We start from the raw sequence: 24,137 nt of genomic DNA on the forward strand, positions 1-24,137 counted from the left end.
CCCCCCGGACCCCCCTCCCAAAGACTTCCAATGGTTACAACTTATTGTCGTTATTGGTCTGTAATCGTTAAAAGTTTTTGGAAGGGGAGAGCGCGAGAGGGGGACCCTTTTTTCAAAAAGGGTCCCCCTCTCGCATTCTCTTTCCTTCTTCAAACTTCCAATACATCACCGGCATTGGCGTAGTGGAAAAGGGTGACGTCCGGGTGGGTGAGTTGCGGGGCGAAGCGGTCGAGGTAGTGCGTCTTTCCGTTTACATGCATGGGCACGAAGACGCGGGGCCTGACCGTTCCCACGAATTGCGGCGCGCCGGAAAGGCTCGGGAGTCTCGGGTCCATGTTGGAGAAAGCGATGTCCACGGGCTTGGCGGCGATGCGTTTGAGCGCCAGCCGCCAGGACATGCCGACCGCCCGCCTGGCCGCCGGTGATTGCCCGGGCCAGTCCCAAAGCGCCAAGTCCCCGCCGAAATAGACCCGAAGCCCGGCGACGTCGATCAGGTAGGCCAGCCCCATGTCGTTGCTCTCCAGGGCTTCGATGCGCATCCTGTCCACATCCTTGACCATGTCCGGCTCCATGACCAGCGTGTCCGCCGGCAGGCGGTCGGCGTAGAGATCGGCCACGTCGTCGGACGCCACGAACCGGCGTGTGGCCGTACGGCGCGTGGCGTTTAGGATATCGGGGTTGAAATGGTCGTCGTGGGAGTGGGAGATGAAAACCGTGAGGTTCGCGCCGTCCAAATGCGAAGCGGCGGCCGCGGCCGCCGCTTCGGGGAGATAGCTTGGAGCGGGGTAGTCGAAGAGCAGGGTTTTGCCGTCGGCTTCCACGATGAAGCAGTCGTGGTGGATATAGACGAGGCGCGCCGGCATGGCCCTGGGCGGAGGCGGCTTTCTAGGCCACGTCCCACTGCGGCCCGGTGGGGGTGTCCATGACCGTGACGCCGAGGGTCGCCAGCTCGTCGCGGATGGCGTCGGAGCGGGGGAAGTCCTTGGCCTTGCGCGCATCCTGGCGCTCGGCCACGAGGGCGTCCACCCGGGTCGGGTCGATGCCCAGGCGCGCGGCGCGGCAGGCCTTGAGCGCGTCCAGGAATTCCCGGCTGTCCCGGCCGCACACGCCGAGGATGCCTGACCATGTCTCGAAGTCCGCCAGGATGCGGCGCAGGATGTCGGCCGTTTCGGCGCTCTTGGCCAGCGTCTTGTCTTCCAGGAGCCGCCCGGCCAGCCGCACCGCGCCGAACACGTGCCCGAGCGCCTGGGCCGTGTTGCAGTCGTCGTCCATGGCGGCGATAAAGCCCTGCTCGTGCCTGGCCAGCTCCTCGGCGATTTCCGCCGGAAGCTTGGTCCCGGACCATTTGGCGCGCGTCAGCGCCTGTTCCATCTGCCCCTTGGCCGCGTAAAGCCGTTTGATGCCTTTTTCCGCCTCGTCCAGGGCCTGGTCGGAGTAATCCAGCGGGCTTCTGTAGTGGGAGGCGACGAGGAAAAAGCGCAGCACTTCCGGCAGGTAGCGCTTGTAGATGTCGCGGATGGTGATGAAGTTGCCAAGGGACTTGGACATCTTCTCGGTATTGATGCGCACGAAGCCGTTGTGCACCCAGAAGCGGCAGAATTCCTTGCCTGTGGCCGCCTCGCTCTGGGCGATCTCGTTTTCGTGGTGCGGAAAGATGAGGTCCTGGCCGCCGCCGTGGATGTCGAAGGGAATCCCCAGAAGCTTTTCGCTCATGACCGAGCATTCCAGGTGCCAGCCCGGCCGACCCGGGCCAAACGGGCTTTCCCAGACCGGCTCGCCGGGTTTGGACGCCTTCCACAGGGCGAAGTCGAGGGGGTCTTCCTTCTCGTCGCCCGGCGCGACCCGCGCCCCGGCGCGCATATCCTCGATGTCGCGGCCGGACAGCTTGCCGTAGTCGGCAAAGGAGCGCACCCGGAAATAGACGTCTCCGGACGGAGTGCGGTAGGCGTGGCCCGTTTCGATCAGACGCTCGGCCATGTCCGCCATGGCGGCCACGTACTCGGTGGCCCGGGGTTCGGCGTCGGCGCGAAGAATGCCGAGCTTGTCCATGTCCTCGTAAAAAGCGGCGATGTAGCGTTCGGCGATCCCGGCGCAGGTCGCGCCCTCGCTTGCGGCCTTCTTGATGATCTTGTCGTCCACGTCCGTGAAGTTGCGCACGAAGGTGACGTCGTAGCCCAGGTGGCGCAGGTAGCGCACCAGCACGTCGAAAACCACGGACGAACGGGCGTGCCCGATGTGGCACAGGTCATAGGCGGTGATGCCGCAGACGTACATGGCCACCTTACACGGGTGAAGCGGGGAGAAGGGCTCCTTGGCCCGGGCCATGGTGTTGAAAAGCTGCATGAAGGCCTCCGATGAAAAGTGCCCACCTGTTGCAAAGCGATCCCGGAAAGTCAAGGGAGGCGGGCCGGCGGGCGCGTCCGGGCGTCAGCGGATGTCGGGCCAGTCCTTTTCGAAGCGGACTTTCCCCTTGGTCTTTTTGAATTTGCGCAAAAGCACATAGAGCGCTCCCGCGCCGCCGTGTCGCGGCAGGGCCGTACTGAAGGCCAGGACCACGCGTTTGAGCGGATCGCGTGTGAGCCAGGTCTTGAGTTCTTCCTTGAGCACGGCCACGCCGCCGGGCGAGTTGGAGCCGCGTCCGGGAATGACGAGCAGGCAGCGCTTGCCGGCAAGGTAGTGCTCGCGCACGAAATGCAAAAGCGTCAAATTGGCCTGGTCGATGTTGAGCCCGTGCAGGTCGAGATGGGCCTCGGGCGAATACTGGCCGGCGCGCAACTGGCGGTAGACCTTGGGATCGAGGTCAGTGACGAATCCCTGCACGTATTCGTCGCTGTATTCCAGGGTGAATTCCACCTTGCCGGAAACGAGGTCCTGCAGGGCGGCAAGGGCTTTGGCCTCGTCGTCGACCGGGGGGGGCGGGGGCGGAGGCGGCGCGGCCGGGCGCACGTCGCGGCCCTTGGTCTTTTCCCGGTCGAGCCTGTCCACGCCGGACATGGCCCTGAAAAAATCGGATTCGTCTTCTTCCTGCGGCGTCGCCGGCTTGGCGGCGACGGCAACGGCCTTGGCCACGTGTTCGGGCAGATGTTTTTTCTTGGCGACCTTCACGCCCTTAAGCGCGTCGGCAAAGGGGTGGTTGCCGTCCTTTGAAGCTTTTGCTGACATGGCCGGGGAAGCTACCGGCAAGGCCCGGCCTTGGCAAGGGATGGCGCGGCGGGCGAGGGCTCTCGCCTGTTGGCGCTATAGACCTTGCCGACGCCTTGCTTTCGGCGCTTAAGGGCGTACCGCTCGGAAAGGGACGAAAGGTGCGCGAACCCAGCCCGTGCTGGCTTTTGGCCGTATCCTGGGATAATACTGGCACTGCCGTTTCTTGCGCGTATAATCGGCCGGGATGGTTGACGGAATAGCATGCCGACTTATTATGTAAACTTACCGGAAAACCAGCCGGACAAACGGGAGATGTTGCCCTTATGAGCGTGGAATACAAGGATTACTATAAACTCCTCGGCGTATCCAAGACGGCGAGCCAGGACGAGATCTCCAAGGCGTTCAAGAAACTGGCGCGCAAGCACCATCCCGACCTCAATCCCAACGATCCCGAGGCCGAGAAGAAATTCAAGGAATTCAACGAAGCCTATGAGGTCCTCAAGGACCCCGAAAAGCGCAAGCTCTACGATTCCCTGGGGCCCAACTGGCAGCACGGCCAGAATTTCCAGCGGCCCCCTGGATTCGAGAACGCGCATTATAACTTTGGCGGCGCCGGCGGCCAGCAGTTCGACGCCGGGGCTTTTTCCGACTTTTTCGAGACGATCTTCGGCGGCGGCATGGGCGGCGGCGGCGGTCGGGCCCGGTTTACGCAGGGCGGTCCCTTCGGCGGGTTCAGCGGGGCCGGCGGCTTTGGCGGCGCGGGGGGCTACTCGCGCGGCCCGGCGCGCGGTTCGGACGTCAACGCCACCTTGGAGCTGAGCCTGGAGGAAGCCTACCGGGGCGGGGCCAAGACCATCAGCCTGCAGGAGCAGACCATCGGCCCCGACGGTTCGCCGCGCCTTGGCACCAAGACGCTTAACGTCAACATCCCGGCCGGGGTGCGCGAGGGCGGCAAGATCCGCCTGTCCGGCCAGGGCAATCCGGGCCGGGCCGGCGGCAAGCCCGGGGATTTGTACCTCAAGGTCAAGATCTTGCCGCATGCGCTTTTTAAGCTCGAGGAAGGCAACGTGATCCTCGATTTGCCGCTGACGCCATGGGAGGCGGCCCTTGGGGCCAAGGTCCGGGTGCCGACCCTGGATGGGGCGGTGGAGATGCAGATACCGGCCGGTTCCTCGTCGGGCCGCAAGCTGCGGCTGGCCGGCAAGGGGCTTGGCGGCCGGGGCCAGCGCGGGGACCAGCTCGTGCGGCTGATGGTGCAGGTCCCGCCCAAGGTCGCGGACGAGCAGCGCGAGCTTTGGGAAAAGCTTGCCGCGGCCAGTACGGATTTCAATCCCCGGACGTTTTAGCGCCCATAGCGAGGTCGTCATGGACATCAAGCAAGTCGTTGTCTCCGCCGTGCCCGCCCGGTCCGAACGCATCAGCTTCGCCCAGCTCCAGGAACTGACCGGGCTGCATCCGACCGTTGTGGGAGAATTGATCGAACTGGGCTGGATTACCCCGGAACGCACCACGGCCGATGCGTACCTCTTCAGGACGAGCGACCTTTACCGGTTGCGCAAGCTGGAACGCATCCGCCGTGATTTCGAACTTCCGCTGCTCGGGGCGAGTATTGTGGTCGATCTGATCGAACGCATCGACTATTTGGAAAATAAGGTGCGCGAGCTCAATCGACTCCTGTAATGCTTATTCTTTAATTAAGGAATAATCTTGTGTCATATTTTTTAAGGAATGAAGTTTAGGAAGGCGAGAGCGCGAGAGGGGATACTGCCCTTTTCAAAGGATTTTCCCTCTCGCATATTCTTTTTTCATCTTTCGATATTGCCACGATGCGGATGTGTTCTTATCTCTGATGCATGCATTTGGGAGGGTACACCATGGATCTCAATAAGTTTACGCAGAAATCCCAGCAGGCCATAAGCGAGGCCCAAGCCGCGGCCGTGCGCATGGGGCAGCAGCAGGTCGACGCCGAGCATCTGCTCTACGCCCTGCTCACCCAGGAACAGGGGATTGTGCCGCGCATCCTCGACAAGGCCGGCTACAATACCGATACCTATCTGGCCGAGCTGGAAAAGGGGCTTTCCAGGCTGCCCAAGGTCAGCGGCCCCGGGTCCCAGCCGGGGCAGGTCTACGTGACCCCGCGCCTTAACGAGATCCTGGTCAAGGCCCAGGATCTGGCCAAGCACCTGAAAGACGAATACGTCAGCGTCGAACACCTGTTTTTGGCCTTTCTGGACGAGCCGCCCTCGACCCTGGCCGGCCAGGTCAACAAGTCCCTTGGCGTGGACAAAAACCGCGTCCTGGCCGCCCTGACCGAGATTCGCGGCGGCCAGCGCGTCACCTCGGCCGACCCCGAGGGCACCTATGAGGCGCTGACCAAGTACGGCCGCGACCTTGTGGACGCCGCCAAAAAGGGCAAAATCGACCCGGTCATCGGCCGCGACGAGGAAATCCGCCGCGTCATCCGCATTTTGTCGCGGCGCACGAAAAACAACCCGGTCGTCATCGGCGAGGCCGGCGTGGGCAAGACGGCCATCGTCGAAGGCCTGGCCATGCGCATCGTCAACAAGGACGTGCCCGAGGGCCTCAAGGAAAAGACCATTTTCGCCCTGGACATGGGCTCGCTGATCGCCGGGGCCAAATACCGGGGCGAGTTCGAGGAGCGCCTCAAGGCCGTGCTCAAGGAAGTGCAGACTTCCGAAGGGCGCATCATCCTTTTCATCGATGAGCTGCATACCATCGTCGGCGCGGGCAAGACCGAGGGCTCCATGGACGCGGGCAACCTGCTCAAGCCCATGCTGGCGCGCGGGGAGCTTCACTGCATCGGCGCGACGACACTCGACGAGTACCGCAAGTACATCGAAAAGGACCCGGCCCTTGAGCGCCGCTTCCAGCCCGTTTTCGTGGACGAGCCGAGCGTGGAGGACACCATCTCCATCCTGCGCGGCCTTCGCGAGCGTTTCGAGGTGCACCACGGCGTGCGCATCAGCGACTCGGCCGTGGTCGAGGCGGCCGTTTTGTCCTCGCGCTACATCTCCGACCGGCAGCTGCCGGACAAGGCCATCGACCTTATCGACGAGGCCGCGGCCATGATCCGCACGGAGATCGATTCGCTCCCGGCCGAGTTGGACCAGATCAACCGCAAGGTCATGCAGCTGGAAATCGAGCGCGAGGCGCTGAAGCGCGAAACCGACAAGGCCTCGCGCGAGCGCCTGGAAAAGCTCGAGGAAGAGCTGGCCAATCTCAAGGAGGAGCAGTCCGGCTACCTGACCCAGTGGGAAAAGGAAAAGGGCGCGGTCGAGGGGCTGCGGCGCATCAAGGAAGACATCGAGAAAACGCGGCTGGCCATCGAGGAGGCCGAGCGGGCCTACGACCTCAACCGGGCCGCCGAGTTGCGCTACGGCACGCTGGCCAACCTGGAAAAGGAGCTGACCGGCCAGGAGGAGGCCATCACCAAGGCCGCCGGCGGCACGCGGCTTATTCGCGAAGAGGTCGGCCCGGACGACGTGGCCATGGTCATCTCCCGCTGGACGGGCATCCCGGTCACGCGGCTCATGGAGAGCGAGCGCGAGAAGCTCTTGCGCCTGGCCGACCTGCTCCATGCCCGGGTGGTCGGGCAGGACGAGGCCGTCACCGCCGTGGCCGACGCCGTGCTGCGCGCGCGGGCGGGGCTCAAGGACCCCCACCGGCCCATCGGTTCGTTTATTTTCCTCGGCCCCACGGGTGTGGGCAAGACCGAGCTCTGCAAGACGCTCGCCGCCGCGCTCTTCGACACCGAGGAGAACATGGTGCGCCTGGATATGTCCGAATACATGGAGCGGCACACTGTGGCCCGGCTCATCGGCGCGCCTCCGGGCTACATCGGCTACGACGAGGGCGGCCAGCTGACCGAGGCCGTGCGCAGAAAGCCTTATAGCGTGGTGCTCTTCGACGAGATCGAAAAGGCCCACAGCGACGTGTTCAACACGCTCCTGCAAATCCTCGACGACGGCCGGCTCACCGACAGCCACGGCCGTACCGTGGATTTCAAGAACACGATCATCATCATGACCTCGAACCTCGGGGCCCAGTACATGCTCGACGGCATCGATCCCTCCGGGGAATTTAGGCCCGGCGTGGCCGAGCAGGTCATGAACACGCTGCGCGGCCAGTTTCGGCCGGAGTTTTTAAACCGCGTGGACGAGATCGTGCTCTTCAAGCCGCTCCTTCGCGAACAGATCGCGGCTATCGTGGAGCTCATGCTCGGCGGCCTGCGGGCCCGTTTGGCCGATCGCAAGATCAGCCTGGAGTTGACCGACGTCGCCAAGGCCTATATCGCCGAGACGGCCTACGACCCGGTCTTCGGCGCGCGGCCCCTGCGGCGCTACCTGCAAGCCCACGTGGAAACGCCCCTGGCCAAGGCGCTCATCGGCGGCCAGGTGTCCGACGGCCAGAGCGTGACCGTCGACGTCCGCGACGGCGAATTGGTGTTTGTGTAAGGGTTAGGGGAGGGGAGGAGAAAGTAAGGAAGGTGCGAGAGGGGAAACCCTTTTGCAAAGGGTTTCCCCTCTCGCGCTCTCCCCTTCCTAAACCTTTTAAAGGGGATTGATGCTGTGTTTCCTCCGCTTGGCAGTGGATGAAGGACTTTTCCCAGCGTACTGGGGATAACAAATTCGTTTTCCCCTCCGGGTAAAATCCGATGGGCATGGATTGTTGCCGCGCATGGACCAGATGGCCAGGGCCGGCGAAAGGGTGCGGGGACGCGAAGGCGTATTCTTCAAATATGCGCCGCGCGCGTCCCCGCACCCTTTCGCCGGCCAACCAATCAGGATTTTTGAACAGCCGCATAAGGATGTACCTTCTATGAACCTTGCTTCGGCCGCCTTTGCCGATCTGGCCCGCATCCGTGAAACCCAGCCGCTTGTCGTCAACGTCACCAACAACGTCGTCACCAACACCACGGCCAATACGCTTCTCGCCCTCGGCGCATCGCCGGCCATGACCCATCATCCGGCCGACGCCGCCCAGCTTGCCGCCGTGGCCGGGGCGCTGGTGTGCAACATGGGCACCCCGGGGGAGGAGAACGTGGCCGCCATGCTGGCCGCGTCCGACGCCGCCCGGGAGGCCGGCGTGCCCGTGGCCTTCGATCCCGTGGCCGCCGGAGCCACGCCCTGGCGGCGCGAGGTGGCCCGTCGCATGCTCGAGGCCGGGCCGGTGACCGCCATCCGGGGCAATGCCTCGGAGATTCTGGCCCTGGCCGGCGGCATGGCCGCTTCCCGGGGCGTGGACAGCATGTACGCCAGCCTGGACGCGGCCGATGCCGCCGCCGCGTTGGCCCGAAAGCGCGATTGCGTGGTCTGCGTCAGCGGTGAACTCGACGTTGCGACCGACGGCCAAAGCGGCATCACCCTGGCCGGCGGCCATGCCCTCATGCCCCGGGTGACCGGCCTTGGTTGCACGGCCACGGCCTTTGTCGGGGCTTTTCTGGCCGTCAACCGGGACGCGCTCGCCGCCACGGTCCATGCCATGGCCGTGATGGCGGCCGCCGGGGGACTCGCCGCCGCCGGCGCGGCCGGGCCGGGCAGTTTTTTCGTCCGCTTCCTCGATATCCTCTACACCCTGACCGAGGCCGACATCGCGGCCGGGGCGCGGGTGCTGCCGTGAGCCGGCCCGCTTTCGACCTCGGGGTCTATCTGGTCACGGACCGGCCGGCTCTTTTGGGCCGGGAACTGCTCGACGTGGTGGGGCTGGCCGTGGCCGGCGGCGCGACCATGGTGCAGTTGCGGGAAAAGACCGCCGCGACGCGGGAATTCGTGGAACTGGCCCGAGCCGTACTTGGCGTTACCCGCCCGCGCGGCGTGCCGCTTCTCATAAACGATAGAGTGGACGTGGCGCTCGCCGCCGGGGCCGACGGCGTGCATGTGGGCCAGGACGATATGCATCCGGCCGATGTCCGGGCGCTTTTGGGGGCAAAGGCCATCATCGGGCTGTCGGTGACGGGCGAGGACGAGGCCCGCGCTGCCCGGGGCATGCCTGTGGATTATCTCGGGGCCGGACCTGTTTTCGCCACAGCCACCAAAAAGGATGCCGGCGCGCCGCAAGGGCTTCCCGGGCTGGCCGCCATGCTTGCCCTGTCCGAAGTGCCGGTGGTGGCCATCGGCGCGATCAAGGAAGGCAATGCCCGGGAGGTCATGGAGACGGGCGTCGCGGGCGTGGCCGTGGTCTCGGCGATCTGTTCGGCTACCGATCCGCGTGAGGCCGCCGTGCAACTCCGGCACATCGTGGAAGCCGGTAGAAAACGCTGATTTCTTCCTGTTATTTTCCCATGGGCCGGCCATGCTCCCTTCTTAATTCCTTTCCCAAGTTGCCATGTGCCCCTTTGAAAGTTTTTGAAGGGGGTCCGGGGGGAAACTTTTTTCAAAAAGTTTCCCCCCGGCCGCCGGAGGCTTCTCTTCCTCCCCGTAACTACGCCGCCCAGGAGTCGGATGGGCCGAGGCGGGCGTCGATTTCCCGGATTTTCGTCACCACGCGGCGGCGGATGGCTTTGAACGCCGTCAATTCTTTGGCGCCATAGCTTTTGTGCGTATGGATCAGCCCGGCCATGTCCATGATCTCGTTGTAGAGGTAGGGCATGTAAAGCGGATCGTGGCGCATGAAGAACTGGATTTGGGAGAGCAGTTCCTTGATTTCCCTTTGATGTTTGTCCGCCTTGCGGATGAGCTTTTCCAGGCGGCGCGAGACGTTTTTGAGCGACGTGGCCCAGGATTCGGCCTTGGGCGAAAAGACCGGCTTGGCCCGTGGCCGGGCGGCCCGGGCCAGGGCTCCCAGAAACATTTCCCGGGCGGCGTTGCCGTTTGGCAGGATGTCCACGCGTTCCAGGTCTTCGGGGCCGATGTTGATCGCGCCCTTGATGACCACGCCGCCGCCGTAGAGATTGTAAAACTTCGCGCCTGAGGCGGCGATGTCCTTTTCGATGTCCCGCTTGGCGGCCAGGAAGCCGTGGTGGGTGTAGATGTCCTCGCCGCTTATGTCCTTGAGCCGGACGTCGTGCTGCGGGGAAAAGGTGTAGTTGCCGCCCGCGCTGTGGTGGCCCGCCGCGTGGGTCGAGCCGTTCTTCCAGGCCAGGTCCTGGCCGACCATGATGAAGCGGTCGGCTCCGGCCCAGGTGAGGAAGCGCTCCAGGGTCACGCCCACGTTGCCGCCGGCGTCGAGCACCAGCTCCTGGTCCTTGAGCACGAAGGTGGCGATGCCGCCCTGGGTCCACATCGGGATGGTCGGGCCGGGGTAGCGCTCGAGCACGGCCGGCTGCATCTTGGTGGAATAGATGAGCGGGATATCGGCGGCGAAGCTGATGTCCTGGAGATTGTCCAGGCTTCGCAGCATGGTGTCGTTGTAGTCGAGCCCCAGGCACAGGTCGGGCGCAAGGCCCAGGCGTTCGAGGACGGGCAGGGTTTGCAGCGCCGCGACGAAAAGGGCCTTGTCGCGGTGGCGCAAAAGGGTCGGCACGAAGCGCGGCAGAGACGGCCCCGCGCCGAGGAGCACCGCGGGCACGCCCCGGCCCATGCCGGCCATGCGCGAAAGGCTCCCGTCCTCCATGGCGCGCGAGTAGTTGCGCAGCTCGTTGCCGACCATGGTTTCCTGCTTGTGACGCAGCGTGGTCAGCTCCACGGACAGGCTTTCGAGCTTGGCCCGCACCATGGCCGATGCCTGGGCGTATTCCGGGCCGATCTGGGTGCTTGGCAGGTCGCTTCGCAGGTTGATGCGGGCGAAAAGGAAGCTCACGTCGAGGGAGGCGAGCGCCTTTTCCACCACCTTCGGGTCCGGCGGCAGAAAGGCCAGCTTGCCGGCGGCCAGAAACGGCCGGTAGTCGGTCTGGCCCAGGCAGGCCACCAGCATTTCCGGCCGGGGTTCGACCACGAGCACCTTGTGGGAGACGGGCGTGCCGGTCAGAACATGGTTGAGTCCGTAGCCGAGCGCCGTGCCGATGATGACCGTGGCTCCGCCCTCGACCTTGTCCTTGGGGCGCCAGTCACGGTACAGGACGGCCGGGTGCGCGGCCGAAAACAGGCTGCGGTTTTCCCCGATGCGCCAGTCGACGATGCCGTGCTGGTTCTCGAAAATGCGCGGGATGATGTTTTCCGGCGCCGGAGCGTTTTGGGCCAGCCATTCGGCCACCGGGGCCTTGGCCTCGGCCAGGGCGGTGAGATTGTCGGCTAAAAAGATGTTGATGCGCATGGCGTCGTCCTTTGATGGGATGCCGCAAGCGAAGCAATAATCCTGCCACTCTTGCCGGTTGGCCGTTTTTTGCCTACCACTTTGCCAGCCGGACAGGTCCGGTTCCAATCCGTGAGGCACCGATGATCCACGACAATGTCCTTTCCCTGGTGGGCATGACCCCGCTTGTGCGCATGACGCGCCTTAATCCCAATCCCGCCGTGACGCTCGCGGCCAAGGTGGAGATGCGCAATCCCGGCGGCTCGATCAAGGACCGGGTGGGCCTGGCCATGATCGAGGCGGCCGAACGCTCGGGGGATCTGAAGCCCGGGCGAACGGTCATCGAGGCCACCTCGGGCAACACCGGCATCGGTTTGGCCATGGTCTGCGCTGTAAAAGGTTATAAACTCAAACTCCTCATGCCGGCCTCGGCCTCGGAGGAGCGCAAGCGCATCCTGCGCGCCTACGGTGCGGAAATCGTGCTGACCCCGGGCAACCTGGGCACGGACGGAGCCATTGAGGAAGCCTACAGGCTGGCCCGCGAGGAGCCGGAAACCTACGTCCTCATGGACCAGTTCAACAACCCGGCCAGCATCGCGGCGCATTACAACGCGACGGCGGTGGAGATTTTCGAGGAGACGGGAGGGGCGGTCACCCATGTCGTGGTGGCGCTCGGCACCTCGGGCACGGCCATGGGACTGGTCAAAAAACTGAAGGAACTGAAGCCCTCCGTCAAAGTCGTGGCGGTCGAGCCCCATCCCGGCCACAAGATCCAGGGACTCAAGAACATGCAGGAGTCCTATCCGCCGGGGATTTTCGACAAGCGCGCCCTGGACGTCATCGCGTCGGTGGAGGACGAGGACGCCTTTGCCATGGCCCGGCGGCTGGCCCGCGAAGAGGGCCTGCTCGTGGGCATGAGCGGCGGCGCGGCCATGGCCGTTGCCGCGGATCTGGCCGGAAAGCTTGATTCCGGGCTGGTGGTCGCCATCCTGCCCGACGGCGGCGAACGGTATCTTTCCACCACGCTTTTCGCTTCGCCCGAGAAAAAGGGCGTGGCGCTCGGCGGCGTGGGCGCGGCCGAGCCGGCCTATCTCGATCCGGCCGGGGCCACGCCCGGACTCTTCACTTTTGGTCCGCCCCTGGCCGCGCCAGGCGATCTGGACGCCTGGCGGCGGGTGGTGACCCTGGACGTCCTGCGCCGCACCCTGGCGCGCGGCGGCGGCCGGCCGGTTTTGGCCGTGGGCCTGGCCGACCTGGAGGACCGCTGTCTCGATGCCTCGCGCGCGGCCGGGGTCAAGTGCCGTGAATTCGCGGCCAAGGCCCGGGACCAGGTGGCGGCCCGCGCCGCCGCGCTCGGTGTGGCCGACGCCCGTTTCCCCCTGGCCGGGGAGGCCCTCGACGAGGCGTTGGCCATGACGCGAAAGCTCATGAGCAAGGGCCTAGCCTACGAAAAGCTGCGCAGCGTCTATTTCGACGTGGCCCGCGACAAGGCCTACGGCGGGCTGCTCGGCACGGACATGACCAAGCTGGCCCTCGGCAAGACCGTGGACCTGCTGGCCTACGCCAAGGACAATCCGCAGGATTTCACGCTGCTCAAACGCGTGAGCCTCAAGGATCTCAAGGCTGGCGACGCGCTGTCCACGCCCTGGGGCAACGTGCGGCCGAGCTGGTTTCTCCAGATGGCGGCGGCGGCCGTCAAAGCCCTGCCCGCCGTGACGGTGGTTTTGACCGACGAGGACAAGACCTTTCCCCATCTGGAAAACCTGCGGGCCATCTGGTCGGTCGGGGCGGGGCTTTCCCCGGCGGCCTGGCTGGTCGGCGGGCGGGTGGCCGGCCGGGAGGGCGAGGAGGCCGGCGCGGCCGATCTGGCCGATTTGCTGGCCCTTGGCGTCCATCCCCTGGCCGTTCGGGCCTGGCTGCTTTCGGTCGGCTACCGCAAGCCGCTTTGCGCCGTGCCCGAGGCGTTGCGGATGTGGGAGAAAAACCGCAACCGGGTGCAGGAACTGGCCGCCAATCTCGGACTGATAGCGGCGGGTGGCGGCAAGGCCTCGGATACGGTCGCGGCCGAAGCCGAAAAACTGACCCAGTCCCTGGATGCGGCCGTGGCCGACGATCTGGCCGTATTCCAGTTTTGGCCCCAGCTTTTCGCCTTCTGCCGGTTCGCCAACGGGCTCATTGCCGCCGGTTCCCTGACTCCGGCCGATGCCGCCCGCCTTGCCGGCGCGCTCGGTTCGGCCGACGGCGTGCTGGGCCTGCTCGATCCCGCCTGTCTGCCGGTGGCGACGCGCGAGTGGCCCGCGCCGGTGGCCAAGTTGGTCGCGGCCCGGGAACAGGCGCGAAACGCCAAGGATTTCGGCAAGGCCGACGCGATTCGCTCGGATATCGAGGGGCTCGGCTACCGGGTCGAGGATGCGCCCGGGGGCGCGCGGCTTTTCCCGCGCGCGTAGGTCAGCGGGGAAGGGGCACGGCGACAAGCAGCACCCGCTTGTCGCCGAAGCGCTTTTCGGCGAATTCCCTGCCAAAGGCGGCCATGCCCGTCGGGGAGGATATCTCCAGGCGATGGACGCCGTGGCCGGGCGTGGCGTGGTAGAGAAATCTGCGCCCCTGGCCGTCGCTGACGATAAGCCCGACGTGGTAGTAGTAGAGTCGCCCCTTTCTTTCCTTGCTGAAGGCTATAACGGCCATCTCGCCGGGTCGCAGGGCGTTCAGGGCCGCGTCAAAGGACGCTTTGTCGTGCAGGGGAAAGCCGCGAAAGCGGGAAGCGTCCAGGGCGGCCGGGTCGCTTGTTGGGGCGTTCGGGGGCAGCACCCGGCGCGGGAGCCCGTCGGTGATGTTTAAAAGCAGATCGTAGCCGAAGTCCCAGTCCTGGCCGCGCGGACTGCCGGGGCCGGAATCGCCCTTGCGGTCGTGGCGCGCCGCATCGAGGGGCAATGGGCGGCCGAGGAGCCTCCGGGAGGCCGTGGTCACGAAGCCGCTGCAGTTGTAGCCGGCTGTGGGGAACGAGGCGGCCTGATCGGCGAACAGGGTGTGGCGGCCGGCCGGATCGTCCACGCCGTCGTCGCGGTAGGGCGCGCCGAGAAAGGGGGCCAGAGCGGCCGTCGGATCGGCGGCCCGGGCGGTTCCCCCCGGCGCGAGCAGGCAAAGGCTCAAAACGAGCGCCGCGATGCGCAAGGCAAATTGACCGGATAGCGGAAGCCGCGTAGGATCAGTACGATAGCCGGGCCGGAAGGACTGGGGCCGTTTCCCGGAAAGGGCCGGAACACCATGGAATGTGCCGAGGAGGCCGAGGATGAAGTTCAACATTGAGATCAAGGGTTTCGGTCAGCGCATTTTTTATTCGTACATCGAGAAGGAAATGGTCCGGGAAGCCAGGGAGGCCAACCGGGAGCGTTACATTGACTATATTTTCCACGGGGTCGACAACAATATACATTCCTCCGGCGAGGATCTTCTGGAAAGCAACCGCCCCGTTGTCTACATCATCGTCAATGAGAGGGAAAAACTTCGGGTCAGTCTGAACAAGATCAACTGCGAAGTCAAGAATCATCCGGCCAAAAAGATCTTCCAGCCGTTCGTCAAAAACAATCTGCTGTATTGTTTCGGCTACAACGAGGAATACATCCACACCTATTCCTTCAGCGATGTCGAGGAAATCGACATCGACAAGATCACGGCCCGCATCATTGAGACGGACATTCCAAAGACCATCGAGAACAACACCTGGATGCAAAAGGTCATCCACATCGAGAATATGCTCTACGACGGCAAGGAGATCAAACGGGAGGAATTTCTGTCCCGGCCCATGGGCAATGTTCTCGGCCCGGTCCTCATCGACCTGGAAGTCTGATTTTTTTCGCGACGCCTGCCCGCGTCAGGCGGGACGGCGGCGAGAGCGAGACAAAGGCCCGGCGCGTTGGCGTCGGGCTTTTTTGTGGCCGCGTTTCGGCTGTGGGTGCAGGCCGGAAGCGGGCGTGCCTAGGCTTTGGGCGGGATTTCCCCGTCGCTTTGGGCCAGGGCGTTTTGCAGCAGCATGTCCGCCAGGTCCTTGACCGTGTTGCGCGCCGGGTCCAGGCCGAGCGACGCCGCAAGTTCCATGATCTTGTCCCCGGTCTTCACCGCATGGCGTATCTTCTCGTAGTCCTGCATGGGCTGGGTCGGACCTTCCTTTGCGGCATGGCTTATGGGGGAAAACGCCGCGCGCCGTAAGCATACCCGCATGGGGACCCGGGCGCAACGCCAATGGCCTGCGGCGTCCGTCGCGTGACGCCTTTGGCGCTTGCCGGATCAGTTTTTGACGATGCGCGTAATGTCGCTGGTGGAGAGCGACAGCGGGTGTTCGAAGCAGATGCCGAATTCCATGTCCCGAATCCAACGCACGAAGCCCGGTTGGTAGTGGGCCAGCTCGCCGAACGGCTGGAGTTGCGGATTGAAAAGCACGCGCTGGTCCATGTGCACCGTGATCGGCAAATCCTCGTCGCAGCACACCCGGGTGCCGCGACGGCTGATGTCGATAATCAGCACGTCGGCGCACAGGTGTTCGGTCTGGAGGCGGCCATGGTTTAAAAGCGCGCCATTGCCCACGCGGATGCGTTTGGCGTCGCGGCGGTCGCCGCAGTCCCGGCAGCGCCAGTAGGATGCGGCGGGAGGGGCCTGGGGGATGAACTCCTGCCAGGTGGGTTTGCCGCAATGCGGACAGCGTTTGAATTCGATCAGCGCCATGTGATGTCCCGGCCCGGGTACGGCTTTGGCGCTTCCGGACCGACCTTTTTTCTACCATTCGCCGCGACGTGTCGCAACCACCATCCCGCCTTGACGCTTTCGGCCCAGGCGTTATTGTTGAAGGTGCCGATCCCTGCCGCGATGGGCGAAGGAGCAGTGTATGGCCGAACTGTTGACCAAGCTTGTGGCCTTGGCGGAAAAGCGCGACGATCTCGTGGTCACCGAGGTCGACGACATCGATAGCTGGGGATTTTTGCTGTATCGTGACGGTCGCTACCATATTTATGTCAACCGCTCGGTGCGCAATTTTCGCAAGATCATGGTGCTGGCCGACGAGCTGGGGCACTACGCCCTGCGCCGCCGCATCTCCAAGCGCGAGGGAATGCCGCCGGCGGCGGAGAGCATTGTCGAACGCATTCGCCAGGACAAGGCCTGCGATGCCTGGGCCGCCAAGTTCACCCGGCGTTTGTTGTTTATGATCCGGCGAGGCCTGCACGGCGACGTCTCGCGCCGGCCGAGGCAGGGAGTTTACGACCCGTCCTGGCGCTTGCCGCAAAAGGGCTGACCCTGCGGCATGAGCGTCATGGCCGCCTTGCCGATGCCGGCCGTGACCGAGGCGTCCCAGGCCGCGCCGACAAGACCGCTGACCACCGGCACTATGCGGCCTGCCCCGGTCGCGCCCGCATCCCCGAGCCGGGCCAGAAGCCGCAGGCCGACCAGCGTGTTGATGCGGTCGGCCGTCTCGCCGCCGAGTTGGGTCAGCGCCTCGGCCGTCAGCCTGCCGCCGAGGCGCGCGCCGGCCGCGCCCGCCACTTCGGCCGCCTTGGCCCCGCACAGGCACAGGCCGCAAAGCGCCCGTACCCGCGCGTCGGACAGATCGTGGCCGCAGACGATGGCTATGGCCTGGACCATGCGCAGCTGCAAAAAAAGCGTGCCGGCCAGATTGAGCGGCAGTGTCGCCGGCAAAAGGGCCAATCCGCCGGCGTTGGCGACAAAGCCCGACAGCGCCGCCTTGCGCTTGTGCCCGGCGATGATGTTCTTGAGACGCGCTCCGAGCGGCACATCCGGGTCCATATGGCGCGCGGCCAGGGCGTGGGCCGATTCCTGGCCGGGAAGTCCCCGGGCCGCCCGGTCCCAGGCCCAGCTCAGGGCGCGCAGTATCGTCGGATGGTCGATAACGGGCATACATTGGGTCCTTTTGCCGGGATGTACCGGAAAATAAGGCTGTTGGGCCGAGGGTCAAGGGGGGGCGCCCCCCGTTCGCCGCGCCCCGCCCGGGCGACTTTTCCTTGAAACCTGTTTCGGATAACGGTATCCGGGGCAGCCGCCATGAAAACGTACCGCGACCATTATTTCAAGAAGGCCAAGCAGGATAACTATCCCGCGCGCTCGGTCTACAAGCTCGAGGAGATCGAAAAGCAGTCGCATCTGCTCTTCCCGGGCGCGGCGGTGCTCGACCTCGGGGCCTGCCCCGGCTCCTGGACGCTTTTTGCCGCCTCCAGGGTGGGGGAGAAAGGCCGGGTGCTCTCCATCGATCTCAATGAAGCCGGCACGGCCTTTCCCGGCAACGTCACCTACCTGACCGGTGACATGCTCGATCCCGGGCCGGAAATCCTCGCCGCCTTTGCCCGCCTCGGCCCCTTCGACGTGGTCCTTTCCGACATGGCTCCCAAAACCACCGGGGTCAAGTTCGCGGATCAGGCCCGTTCCCTGGAGCTGTGCGAGGCGGCGCTTTCCGTGGCCTTCACGCGGCTTAAGCCCGGCGGCGCGTTCGTGGTCAAGATTTTTCAGGGGCCGGACGCCCCGGCCTTCCAGAAGGGGCTTCGGGACTATTTCGACAAGGTCCGCGTGGCCAAACCCAAGAGTTCCCGGGCCGAAAGCAAGGAAATCTTTTACGTGGCCACGGGCTTTCGCCCGCCGGTCCCGGAACTGCCCGATCCCGACCCGCCGCCCTTGCCCCCGGATGACGCGGCGGCTACGGATGGATCGAAGACATAAGAATAATGACATACGGGCGGCCGGGGTGACCCGGCACGCCAGGAATTTGAGGAGGAGTGATGGCCGGACACAGCAAATGGCACAATATCCAGGCCCGCAAGTCGGTGCAGGACGCCAAGAAGAGCAAGTTTTTCACCAAGGTGACCAAGGAGCTTATGCTCGCCGCCCGGGCCGGCGGAGCCGATACGGCGCTCAATACCCGGCTCAAATCCGCCATCGCCGCGGCCAAGGCCGTCAACCTGCCCAAGGACAAGATCGAGCAGGCCATCAAGAAGGGCACGGGCGAGCTTGCCGGCGAAAACTTCGACGAGGTCCTCTACGAAGGCTACGGCCCCGGCGGCGTGGCCATCCTGGTCGAGGCGGCCACGGACAACCGCAACCGCACCGTGGCCGAAGTGCGCCACCTGCTTTCCAAAGGCGGCGGGTCCATGGGCGAGGCCGGCTGCGTGGGCTGGATGTTCGCCAAAAAGGGTGTCTTCTCCTTTCCCAAGGAGTCCTTCACCGAGGAACAGCTCATGGAAGTGGCCCTGGAGCACGGGGCCGAGGATATCGCCGACGAGGGCGACGTCTGGGAAGTGCACTGCGCGCCCGAGGATTTCGATGCCTTAAGCGGCGCTTTCGAGGCGGCCGGCATGACCATCGATGACGCCGAGGTCTCCATGCTACCCTCCAATACCGTCTCCCTGGACGCGGAGAACGGCCAGAAGCTTATAAAGCTCATCGACATGCTCGAAGACAACGACGACGTGCAGAAAGTCCATACCAACGGCGACCTGCCCGACGAACTGTTGGCGTAGGGGGAGAGACAAGGAGAGGCTTTGCCTCTCCTTGTCCTCACCACCAGAAGGGGCTCTGCCCCTTCTGGACTTTCCCGCCGGGGAGAATAATTCCCCCCGGGCCCCCTTTGACGGGGGGGCGCGGGCCTTGCGATAATCCGGATTGTCAGGGAATTTTCCTTCAAGACGGAAGCCCGGTGTGACGGCCCGTTGCCGGGGCGTTCCCTCGGGCATTTTCCGCTGGTTCCGATCGGCCGGGAAGGGTAAGGAAACGGCTGGCGGGGCAGGAGGCGTGAAAGCGATATGCAATCCGGGGCTGAGCTGGTCGTCTTGGGACTCGATCCCGGGTCGCGCGTCACGGGGTACGGCTTTGTGCGCGAACGCTCGGGCGTGCTGGAGCTTATGGCCGCCGGCGTCGTGCGCACCGGATGGGATACCGATTTTTGCCGGCGTCTGGGCACGATTTATACGGCCGTGGCCAAGCTGATCGGCCAGCATGCCCCGGTCGAGGCGGCGGTGGAAAACGTGTTCGTGTCCAAAAACGCGGGAACGGCCTTGAAGCTCGGCCAGGCGCGGGGCGCGGCCCTGGCCGCCTGTTCCGTGGCCGGGTTGCCGGTTTTTTCCTACGAACCGACCATCATCAAAAAAAGCCTGGTCGGCACCGGCCGGGCCGAAAAATCCCAAGTGGCTTTCATGGTGGGCAGGGTGCTTGCATGCCGGGAAACGTTCGCCGTGGACGCGACCGACGCTTTGGCCGCGGCCGTGTGTCATCTGAATCAGAGGCGGCTGACGCGCCTTTGCGGGGCGCGATGATCGGTTACATTGAAGGACGGGTGGTGGTGCGCCGCGACCGGTACGCCATCGTCCTGACCCCAGGGGGCGTTGGCTACGAGCTGGAACTGCCGGGTCCTGTGGCCGCTTCGCTGCCGGCTCCGGGCGGCCAGGCTTCCCTTTTCGTGCACACCGTGGTGCGCGAGGACGCCTTCGAACTGTTCGGCTTCGCCACCATCGAGGACCGGGAGACCTTCCGTATCCTTATCGGCATCACCAAGCTCGGCCCCAAAACCGCCCTGGCCATCCTGTCGCGCTATACCGCCGACGATCTGGCCCGCATCGTGGCCACTGCCGACCTGGACGCGTTGACCCAGGTGTCCGGCATCGGCAAGAAAAGCGCCCAGCGCATCCTCATCGAGCTGACCTACAAGCTGGAAGGGCAGGCCGCCACGGCCGCCGCCGTGACGGCTCCCATCCCCGGCGGCGGGGTCCTGGCCGACGTGGTGGCGGGACTGACCAATCTCGGCTATCCTGAAGCCGACGCCAGACGCGTGGGCACGGCCGTGCTTGACGACGAGCCCGATCTCGACGTGGCCGGCGCCTTGCGCCAGGCCCTCAAACGCCTGGCATCCGAAAAGGCATGACTAACGACTGCGACACATTTGGCCTGCCCGGTGCGCCCGGCGCTCCCGGCGGATCTGGCGCGCCGGCCGGGCCGGACGATTCCATCCGGCCCTCGAAACTGGCCGAGTTCATCGGCCAGGACGATTTGCGCGCCAATCTGCGCGTGTTTCTCCACGCCGCCATGGAGCAGGGCAGGGCGCTCGACCACAGCCTGCTCTACGGTCCGCCCGGGCTCGGCAAGACCACCCTGGCCCAGATCATGGCCTCGGAACTCGGCGTCAATCTGGTCACGACCACCGGACCGGTGCTCGAGCGGTGCGGCGACCTGGCCGCCATCGTCACCAACCTGCGGCGCGGGGACATCCTTTTTATTGATGAAATCCACCGCATGCCTCCGGCGGTGGAGGAAATCCTCTATCCGGCCATGGAGGATTTCAAGCTCGACCTGATTATCGGCCAGGGCCCCGGGGCGCGCACGGTGCGCATCGACCTCGAGCCCTTCACCCTTGTCGGGGCCACCACGCGCCTGGGGCTTTTGACCTCGCCCTTGCGCGACCGGTTCGGCGTGATTTTTCGCCTGGAATTTTACAGCCCCGAGGAGCTGGCCCGCATCGTGACCCGTTCGGCCGGCATCCTGGGCATCGGCGTGACGCCCGGCGGGGCGTTGGTGGTCGGCCAGCGGTCCCGGGGCACGCCGCGCATCGCCAATAGGCTTTTGCGGCGGCTGCGCGATTTCGCGGTGGTGGCCGGCGCGTCCACCCTGGACGAGACGCTCGCCGGCGAAGCCCTTGCCCGCCTCGACGTGGACCCGCACGGCCTGGACCAGATGGACCGCAAGATTTTGGAAACCATCATCCGCCACTACGAGGGCGGCCCGGTCGGCGTGAAGACCCTGGCCGTGGCCTTAAGCGAAGAGGTCCGCACCATCGAGGAGATCTACGAGCCCTACCTCATCCAGTGCGGACTCATAAAGCGCACGGCGCGTGGCCGGGTGGCCACGGCCAAGGCCTACGCCCACGTCAAACAAGGAATGCTCGACTGACATGCCCGCAACGAAGCTCGCCGTCACCCTGCTTGCCCATACCCCCGAGGCCCTCTCGCTCATCTACGCGGCCTTTCGCCAGTGTTACCACGACGGGTATGTGGCGGACATGTGGCCGCGCCTTCTCGCCGGCGAGATCGCCCGGGAAAAGCAGGCCGATTTCGTGGCCCGCATCCTGGCCTCGGGCCATGAGTCGCCCATCGAGCACGTTTCCTTCACCTTCGCCGTCGCCGGTGTTTCCCGGGCGCTTTCCCACCAGCTCGTGCGCCACCGCCTCGCGAGCTATTCCCAGCAGTCCCAACGTTACGTGGACGCGGCCGGCTTCGATTACGTGCTGCCGCCGCGCATCGCCGCCGTGCCCGAGGCCAAGGCCCGCTTCGAAGCGGCCATGGCCGCGGCCGGCGAGGCTTACGCCGACGTGCAGGCCATCCTGCAAGAGCACGGCCGGGGAGCCAAGGCCAACGAGGACGCCCGTTTCGTTTTGCCAAACGCCTGCGAGACCAAGGTCGTCGTGACCATGAATTGCCGCTCGCTGCTGCATTTTTTCGAGCTGCGCTGCTGCATGCGCGCCCAGTGGGAGATCCGGGCCATGGCCGGGCGGATGCTCGATCTGTGCAAGGAAGCGCTGCCCGTGGTTTTCGCCACGGCCGGCGCGCGTTGCGAAAGACTCGGCTATTGCCCGGAAGACGCGCGTTTTTCCTGCGGCCGCTACCCCATACGGGATGTCAATCCGAATATTCCCGCTTAACGTCCGATTTTCGACTCTCTTACGCGTATTATAAGCCCGTCGCCTCGGTGACGGGTTTCTTACGTTTTATATCCGCAAGGCGTAAGTATTGCGGTATATATTTTTTTTACCAATGAATTTGCCGTGTTGTTCGTGACATGTGCGTGACCGGTGGGAGATGGAGGAGTGTGGATCGGTAGGGGCCAAGCGGCTTTTCCCATGGTCAACACAAAAATAAGCGGTTTGGGAACGAAAAAAATAAACGTGGATTGAGAAAAATGGAGATATTGTAAAATAGTGTTGTGGAAAACACGTTCACAAATGTGCAAAATAATCTCCGGCCTCTGAAAACCCTTGTCCGGCGGGGCCTCGCGGCGATGGCCGAAAATCCCCGTCGCTACTGGACCTGCGGAAATTCACAGTGAAAACAGCTTGTTGCGCTGTAGAGAATCCGGGGGGGCGGCCCCCGAAAGCGGCTGCTAATCAACCTTTGCCCTCCGACCCTCCGTCCGTAGTGTGCCCGGCATGGATACGATCTGGCCCAAAACCAAAATGCTTCTCGAAAAGACCCTCAGTCCCGGACTCTACAACCTCTGGATCAAGCCGCTGGCGGCCCGGGCCCGCAACGGCGTTTTGGAACTGACCGCGCCCAACGCCTTCGTGGCGGCCTGGGTGCGGGAACGGCTGGCCGACTCCGTGGCCGAAGCCGCGGCCGTGGTCATGGGCTCCCGGCCTCGCGTGGTGGTGACCGAAAAAACGATCGCCACGGGCGGCGTCGCCGCCGCTGGCGTATCCCAAGGCCCCAGGCCTATCCGGGCCGCCGCCAAGTCCCTGACGCTGCCGATGACGCCCAAGGCGCCGGATCTGGCCGGGGACCGCTTTCGCTTCAGCTACGACGAGTTCGTGGTCGGTCCCTGCAACGAACTGGCCTACGTGGCCAGCCGGGGCATTTGCGACCTGACGCTTTCGGCCGAGCAGCTCTTCATCAGTTCGGCCCCGGGCCTGGGCAAAACCCATCTTATCCAGGCCATGGGCCGGCAGCTGAGCTTTTGCGGCGACCAGGAACACAAAAAGCTCCGCGTGGCCTACCTTTCGGCTGAGGAGTTCGCCAACCGGCTGGTCATGGCGCTCAAGACCAAGCAGGTGGAGCGGTTCAAGGCCGCCTTTCGGGAAAACGTCGATGTGCTGCTGTTGGAGGACATCCACTTTTTCCGCGACAAGCCGCGCATCCAGGACGAGCTGCTCAATACCCTCAAGGCGCTGCAATCCCGGGGCTGCCGGCTGGTCTTCACCAGCTCCTTTCTGCCCAAGGACCTGACCGGCCTCGACGCCCAGCTGCTCTCGCGCATCAACTCCGGCTTTCTGACCGTTATCGACAAGCCCGACCGCGAAACGCGAAAGCGTATCCTCGAGTGCAAGGCCGCCGTGCATCAGGTGCTCCTGCCCGACGAGGTTTCCATGCTTTTGGCCGACCGGCTGTGCGCCGACGTGCGCCAGCTCGAAAGCTGCCTGCAAAACCTGGCGCTCAAGGCCCGGCTCCTCAATTGCGGCATCTCCGTCGACCTGGCCTGGGACGTGCTCAGGCACTACGACGTCGCCGCCCGGCCGCTGACCCTCGACGACATCGTATCCTATGTCTGCGACGTCTACCGGCTTTCGCCCGAACAGCTCATTTCCAAATCGCGCAAGCGCCAGTACGTCCTCGCCCGCAACACGGCCTTTCTCCTGGCCCGCCAGCACACCGACATGTCCCTTGCCGATATCGGCAACCGGTTCAATCGCCGCCATTCGACCGTGGTCAAGGGCATCACCAACATCGAACGCCATCTTTCCCTGCGCACGCCCCTCGGCCGCGAGCTCGAGCGCACCATCGAGAGCATCCATGCTTGATAATATCACCCCCTCGACATCACGCCGCGCCTTCCGCGCTGCCAATCAGCCGGTCGCCATATCCGTCATAGCCAGCTAGGGGGAGGCCGCCATTGGCCGGGCGAACGCCGGACAGTCTCTGTCCGGCGTTCGTTTTTTGGGGAATGGAACCGGGGGGAAACCTTTCTGAAGAAAGGTTTCCCCCCGGACCCCCTTTCCCAAGACTTCTCAAAGTAATAGGATACTAAAGTAACAATTTAAAATAGCTATAGAA

The 24,137-nt window shown here is 64.5% G+C and carries 23 protein-coding genes; 15 read left to right on the plus strand and 8 right to left on the minus strand.

Annotated elements, in window-relative coordinates:
• Positions 1-149 precede the first annotated feature (149 nt).
• The 3 genes from DESFRDRAFT_RS18925 to DESFRDRAFT_RS18935 form a co-directional block, all read right to left on the minus strand.
• Positions 150-863 (minus strand): MBL fold metallo-hydrolase, encoded by a 714-nt coding sequence (locus DESFRDRAFT_RS18925; RefSeq protein ID WP_005996662.1) that lies wholly within the window; start codon positions 861-863, stop codon positions 150-152.
• 22 nt (positions 864-885) lie between these two features.
• Complete coding sequence (gene cysS, locus DESFRDRAFT_RS18930; RefSeq protein ID WP_005996663.1) at positions 886-2,343, minus strand: cysteine--tRNA ligase; 1,458 nt, start codon at positions 2,341-2,343, stop codon at positions 886-888.
• An 84-nt stretch (positions 2,344-2,427) separates the two neighbouring features.
• Positions 2,428-3,162 (minus strand): Smr/MutS family protein, encoded by a 735-nt coding sequence (locus tag DESFRDRAFT_RS18935; RefSeq protein ID WP_005996664.1) that lies wholly within the window; start codon positions 3,160-3,162, stop codon positions 2,428-2,430.
• Between the two features lie 305 nt (positions 3,163-3,467).
• Here DESFRDRAFT_RS18935 and DESFRDRAFT_RS18940 point away from each other — a divergent pair, with 305 nt between their 5' ends.
• The 5 genes from DESFRDRAFT_RS18940 (at position 3,468) to thiE (ending at position 9,425) form a co-directional block, all read left to right on the plus strand.
• Positions 3,468-4,490 carry a DnaJ C-terminal domain-containing protein gene (locus tag DESFRDRAFT_RS18940; protein ID WP_005996666.1) on the plus strand — a complete coding sequence of 341 codons (1,023 nt, stop codon included), beginning with the start codon at positions 3,468-3,470 and terminating at the stop codon, positions 4,488-4,490.
• A gap of 19 nt (positions 4,491-4,509) precedes the next feature.
• On the plus strand, positions 4,510-4,824 hold the full coding sequence (locus DESFRDRAFT_RS18945; RefSeq protein ID WP_005996667.1) for a chaperone modulator CbpM: 315 nt from the start codon (positions 4,510-4,512) through the stop codon (positions 4,822-4,824).
• A 194-nt stretch (positions 4,825-5,018) separates the two neighbouring features.
• A complete protein-coding gene (gene clpB, locus DESFRDRAFT_RS18950) occupies positions 5,019-7,619 on the plus strand; it encodes an ATP-dependent chaperone ClpB (protein WP_005996668.1) in 2,601 nt (866 codons plus the stop codon).
• 364 nt (positions 7,620-7,983) lie between these two features.
• Entirely contained in the window at positions 7,984-8,784 is an 801-nt protein-coding gene (gene thiM, locus DESFRDRAFT_RS18955) for a hydroxyethylthiazole kinase (RefSeq protein WP_005996669.1), read from the plus strand.
• A complete protein-coding gene (gene thiE / locus DESFRDRAFT_RS18960) occupies positions 8,781-9,425 on the plus strand; it encodes a thiamine phosphate synthase (RefSeq protein WP_005996670.1) in 645 nt (214 codons plus the stop codon). The genes thiM and thiE overlap by 4 nt, the downstream gene beginning before the upstream one ends.
• Positions 9,426-9,585: 160 nt before the next feature.
• On the opposite strand, the gene DESFRDRAFT_RS18965 is transcribed toward thiE, so the two are convergent.
• Complete coding sequence (locus DESFRDRAFT_RS18965) at positions 9,586-11,355, minus strand: motility associated factor glycosyltransferase family protein (RefSeq protein WP_005996671.1); 1,770 nt, start codon at positions 11,353-11,355, stop codon at positions 9,586-9,588.
• Positions 11,356-11,477: 122 nt separating this feature from the next.
• Between DESFRDRAFT_RS18965 and DESFRDRAFT_RS18970 the strand changes: the two genes are divergently transcribed.
• Positions 11,478-13,781, plus strand: a complete 2,304-nt coding sequence (locus DESFRDRAFT_RS18970) for a cysteine synthase (protein WP_005996672.1) — start codon at positions 11,478-11,480, stop codon at positions 13,779-13,781.
• Between the two features lies 1 nt (position 13,782).
• Here DESFRDRAFT_RS18970 and DESFRDRAFT_RS18975 read toward each other — a convergent pair whose 3' ends face one another.
• A complete protein-coding gene (locus DESFRDRAFT_RS18975) occupies positions 13,783-14,505 on the minus strand; it encodes a hypothetical protein (protein ID WP_005996673.1) in 723 nt (240 codons plus the stop codon).
• Positions 14,506-14,623: 118 nt separating this feature from the next.
• Between DESFRDRAFT_RS18975 and DESFRDRAFT_RS18980 the strand changes: the two genes are divergently transcribed.
• A complete protein-coding gene (locus tag DESFRDRAFT_RS18980) occupies positions 14,624-15,181 on the plus strand; it encodes a hypothetical protein (RefSeq protein WP_005996674.1) in 558 nt (185 codons plus the stop codon).
• Between the two features lie 128 nt (positions 15,182-15,309).
• Here the strand turns inward: DESFRDRAFT_RS18980 and DESFRDRAFT_RS22410 are convergent, their stop codons facing one another.
• Complete coding sequence (locus tag DESFRDRAFT_RS22410; protein WP_005996676.1) at positions 15,310-15,552, minus strand: hypothetical protein; 243 nt, start codon at positions 15,550-15,552, stop codon at positions 15,310-15,312.
• A 66-nt stretch (positions 15,553-15,618) separates the two neighbouring features.
• A complete protein-coding gene (locus DESFRDRAFT_RS18985; protein WP_005996678.1) occupies positions 15,619-16,053 on the minus strand; it encodes a PilZ domain-containing protein in 435 nt (144 codons plus the stop codon).
• Positions 16,054-16,213: 160 nt separating this feature from the next.
• On the opposite strand from DESFRDRAFT_RS18985, the gene DESFRDRAFT_RS18990 reads away from it, so the two are divergent.
• Complete coding sequence (locus tag DESFRDRAFT_RS18990; protein ID WP_005996680.1) at positions 16,214-16,618, plus strand: ImmA/IrrE family metallo-endopeptidase; 405 nt, start codon at positions 16,214-16,216, stop codon at positions 16,616-16,618.
• Here DESFRDRAFT_RS18990 and DESFRDRAFT_RS18995 read toward each other — a convergent pair.
• Complete coding sequence (locus DESFRDRAFT_RS18995) at positions 16,582-17,238, minus strand: EcsC family protein (protein ID WP_005996682.1); 657 nt, start codon at positions 17,236-17,238, stop codon at positions 16,582-16,584. The two genes, DESFRDRAFT_RS18990 and DESFRDRAFT_RS18995, sit on opposite strands and share 37 nt — an antisense overlap.
• A gap of 144 nt (positions 17,239-17,382) precedes the next feature.
• On the opposite strand from DESFRDRAFT_RS18995, the gene DESFRDRAFT_RS19000 reads away from it, so the two are divergent.
• From DESFRDRAFT_RS19000 to DESFRDRAFT_RS19030, 7 genes are all read left to right on the plus strand, one after another.
• Entirely contained in the window at positions 17,383-18,051 is a 669-nt protein-coding gene (locus DESFRDRAFT_RS19000; RefSeq protein ID WP_005996684.1) for an RlmE family RNA methyltransferase, read from the plus strand.
• A gap of 59 nt (positions 18,052-18,110) precedes the next feature.
• Positions 18,111-18,848: a YebC/PmpR family DNA-binding transcriptional regulator gene (locus DESFRDRAFT_RS19005; RefSeq protein WP_005996686.1), complete on the plus strand. Its 738-nt coding sequence runs from the start codon at positions 18,111-18,113 to the stop codon at positions 18,846-18,848.
• Positions 18,849-19,130: 282 nt separating this feature from the next.
• Positions 19,131-19,640, plus strand: coding sequence for a crossover junction endodeoxyribonuclease RuvC (ruvC, locus tag DESFRDRAFT_RS19010; protein WP_005996688.1), 510 nt, complete (start codon positions 19,131-19,133; stop codon positions 19,638-19,640).
• Positions 19,637-20,245 (plus strand): Holliday junction branch migration protein RuvA, encoded by a 609-nt coding sequence (ruvA, locus tag DESFRDRAFT_RS19015; RefSeq protein WP_005996690.1) that lies wholly within the window; start codon positions 19,637-19,639, stop codon positions 20,243-20,245. The genes ruvC and ruvA overlap by 4 nt, the downstream gene beginning before the upstream one ends.
• Positions 20,242-21,267, plus strand: a complete 1,026-nt coding sequence (ruvB, locus tag DESFRDRAFT_RS19020; protein ID WP_005996692.1) for a Holliday junction branch migration DNA helicase RuvB — start codon at positions 20,242-20,244, stop codon at positions 21,265-21,267. Before ruvA ends, ruvB begins: the two co-directional genes overlap by 4 nt.
• A 1-nt stretch (position 21,268) precedes the next feature.
• Complete coding sequence (gene thyX, locus DESFRDRAFT_RS19025) at positions 21,269-22,015, plus strand: FAD-dependent thymidylate synthase (protein WP_005996694.1); 747 nt, start codon at positions 21,269-21,271, stop codon at positions 22,013-22,015.
• A gap of 504 nt (positions 22,016-22,519) precedes the next feature.
• Positions 22,520-23,884: a chromosomal replication initiator protein DnaA gene (locus tag DESFRDRAFT_RS19030; protein ID WP_005996696.1), complete on the plus strand. Its 1,365-nt coding sequence runs from the start codon at positions 22,520-22,522 to the stop codon at positions 23,882-23,884.
• The last annotated feature ends 253 nt before the right edge of the window (positions 23,885-24,137 follow it).

The organism is Solidesulfovibrio fructosivorans JJ] (assembly GCF_000179555.1).
Classification (GTDB): domain Bacteria; phylum Desulfobacterota; class Desulfovibrionia; order Desulfovibrionales; family Desulfovibrionaceae; genus Solidesulfovibrio; species Solidesulfovibrio fructosivorans.

Excerpts from the sequence above, each read along its gene's own strand:
- DESFRDRAFT_RS19030 (WP_005996696.1), top strand. The coding sequence starts at position 22,520 with ATGGATACGATCTGGCCCAAAACCAAAATGCTTCTCGAAAAGACCCTC.
- DESFRDRAFT_RS18925 (WP_005996662.1), bottom strand. The coding sequence starts at position 863 with ATGCCGGCGCGCCTCGTCTATATCCACCACGACTGCTTCATCGTGGAA.
- cysS (WP_005996663.1), bottom strand. The coding sequence starts at position 2,343 with ATGCAGCTTTTCAACACCATGGCCCGGGCCAAGGAGCCCTTCTCCCCG.
- DESFRDRAFT_RS18940 (WP_005996666.1), top strand. The coding sequence starts at position 3,468 with ATGAGCGTGGAATACAAGGATTACTATAAACTCCTCGGCGTATCCAAG.
- DESFRDRAFT_RS18985 (WP_005996678.1), bottom strand. The coding sequence starts at position 16,053 with ATGGCGCTGATCGAATTCAAACGCTGTCCGCATTGCGGCAAACCCACC.
- DESFRDRAFT_RS18945 (WP_005996667.1), top strand. The coding sequence starts at position 4,510 with ATGGACATCAAGCAAGTCGTTGTCTCCGCCGTGCCCGCCCGGTCCGAA.
- DESFRDRAFT_RS18970 (WP_005996672.1), top strand. The coding sequence starts at position 11,478 with ATGATCCACGACAATGTCCTTTCCCTGGTGGGCATGACCCCGCTTGTG.
- thiM (WP_005996669.1), top strand. The coding sequence starts at position 7,984 with ATGAACCTTGCTTCGGCCGCCTTTGCCGATCTGGCCCGCATCCGTGAA.
- DESFRDRAFT_RS19005 (WP_005996686.1), top strand. The coding sequence starts at position 18,111 with ATGGCCGGACACAGCAAATGGCACAATATCCAGGCCCGCAAGTCGGTG.
- ruvA (WP_005996690.1), top strand. The coding sequence starts at position 19,637 with ATGATCGGTTACATTGAAGGACGGGTGGTGGTGCGCCGCGACCGGTAC.
- DESFRDRAFT_RS18935 (WP_005996664.1), bottom strand. The coding sequence starts at position 3,162 with ATGTCAGCAAAAGCTTCAAAGGACGGCAACCACCCCTTTGCCGACGCG.
- ruvC (WP_005996688.1), top strand. The coding sequence starts at position 19,131 with ATGCAATCCGGGGCTGAGCTGGTCGTCTTGGGACTCGATCCCGGGTCG.
- DESFRDRAFT_RS18995 (WP_005996682.1), bottom strand. The coding sequence starts at position 17,238 with ATGCCCGTTATCGACCATCCGACGATACTGCGCGCCCTGAGCTGGGCC.
- thyX (WP_005996694.1), top strand. The coding sequence starts at position 21,269 with ATGCCCGCAACGAAGCTCGCCGTCACCCTGCTTGCCCATACCCCCGAG.
- ruvB (WP_005996692.1), top strand. The coding sequence starts at position 20,242 with ATGACTAACGACTGCGACACATTTGGCCTGCCCGGTGCGCCCGGCGCT.
- DESFRDRAFT_RS22410 (WP_005996676.1), bottom strand. The coding sequence starts at position 15,552 with ATGCGGGTATGCTTACGGCGCGCGGCGTTTTCCCCCATAAGCCATGCC.
- DESFRDRAFT_RS18990 (WP_005996680.1), top strand. The coding sequence starts at position 16,214 with ATGGCCGAACTGTTGACCAAGCTTGTGGCCTTGGCGGAAAAGCGCGAC.
- DESFRDRAFT_RS18965 (WP_005996671.1), bottom strand. The coding sequence starts at position 11,355 with ATGCGCATCAACATCTTTTTAGCCGACAATCTCACCGCCCTGGCCGAG.
- clpB (WP_005996668.1), top strand. The coding sequence starts at position 5,019 with ATGGATCTCAATAAGTTTACGCAGAAATCCCAGCAGGCCATAAGCGAG.
- DESFRDRAFT_RS18980 (WP_005996674.1), top strand. The coding sequence starts at position 14,624 with ATGAAGTTCAACATTGAGATCAAGGGTTTCGGTCAGCGCATTTTTTAT.
- DESFRDRAFT_RS19000 (WP_005996684.1), top strand. The coding sequence starts at position 17,383 with ATGAAAACGTACCGCGACCATTATTTCAAGAAGGCCAAGCAGGATAAC.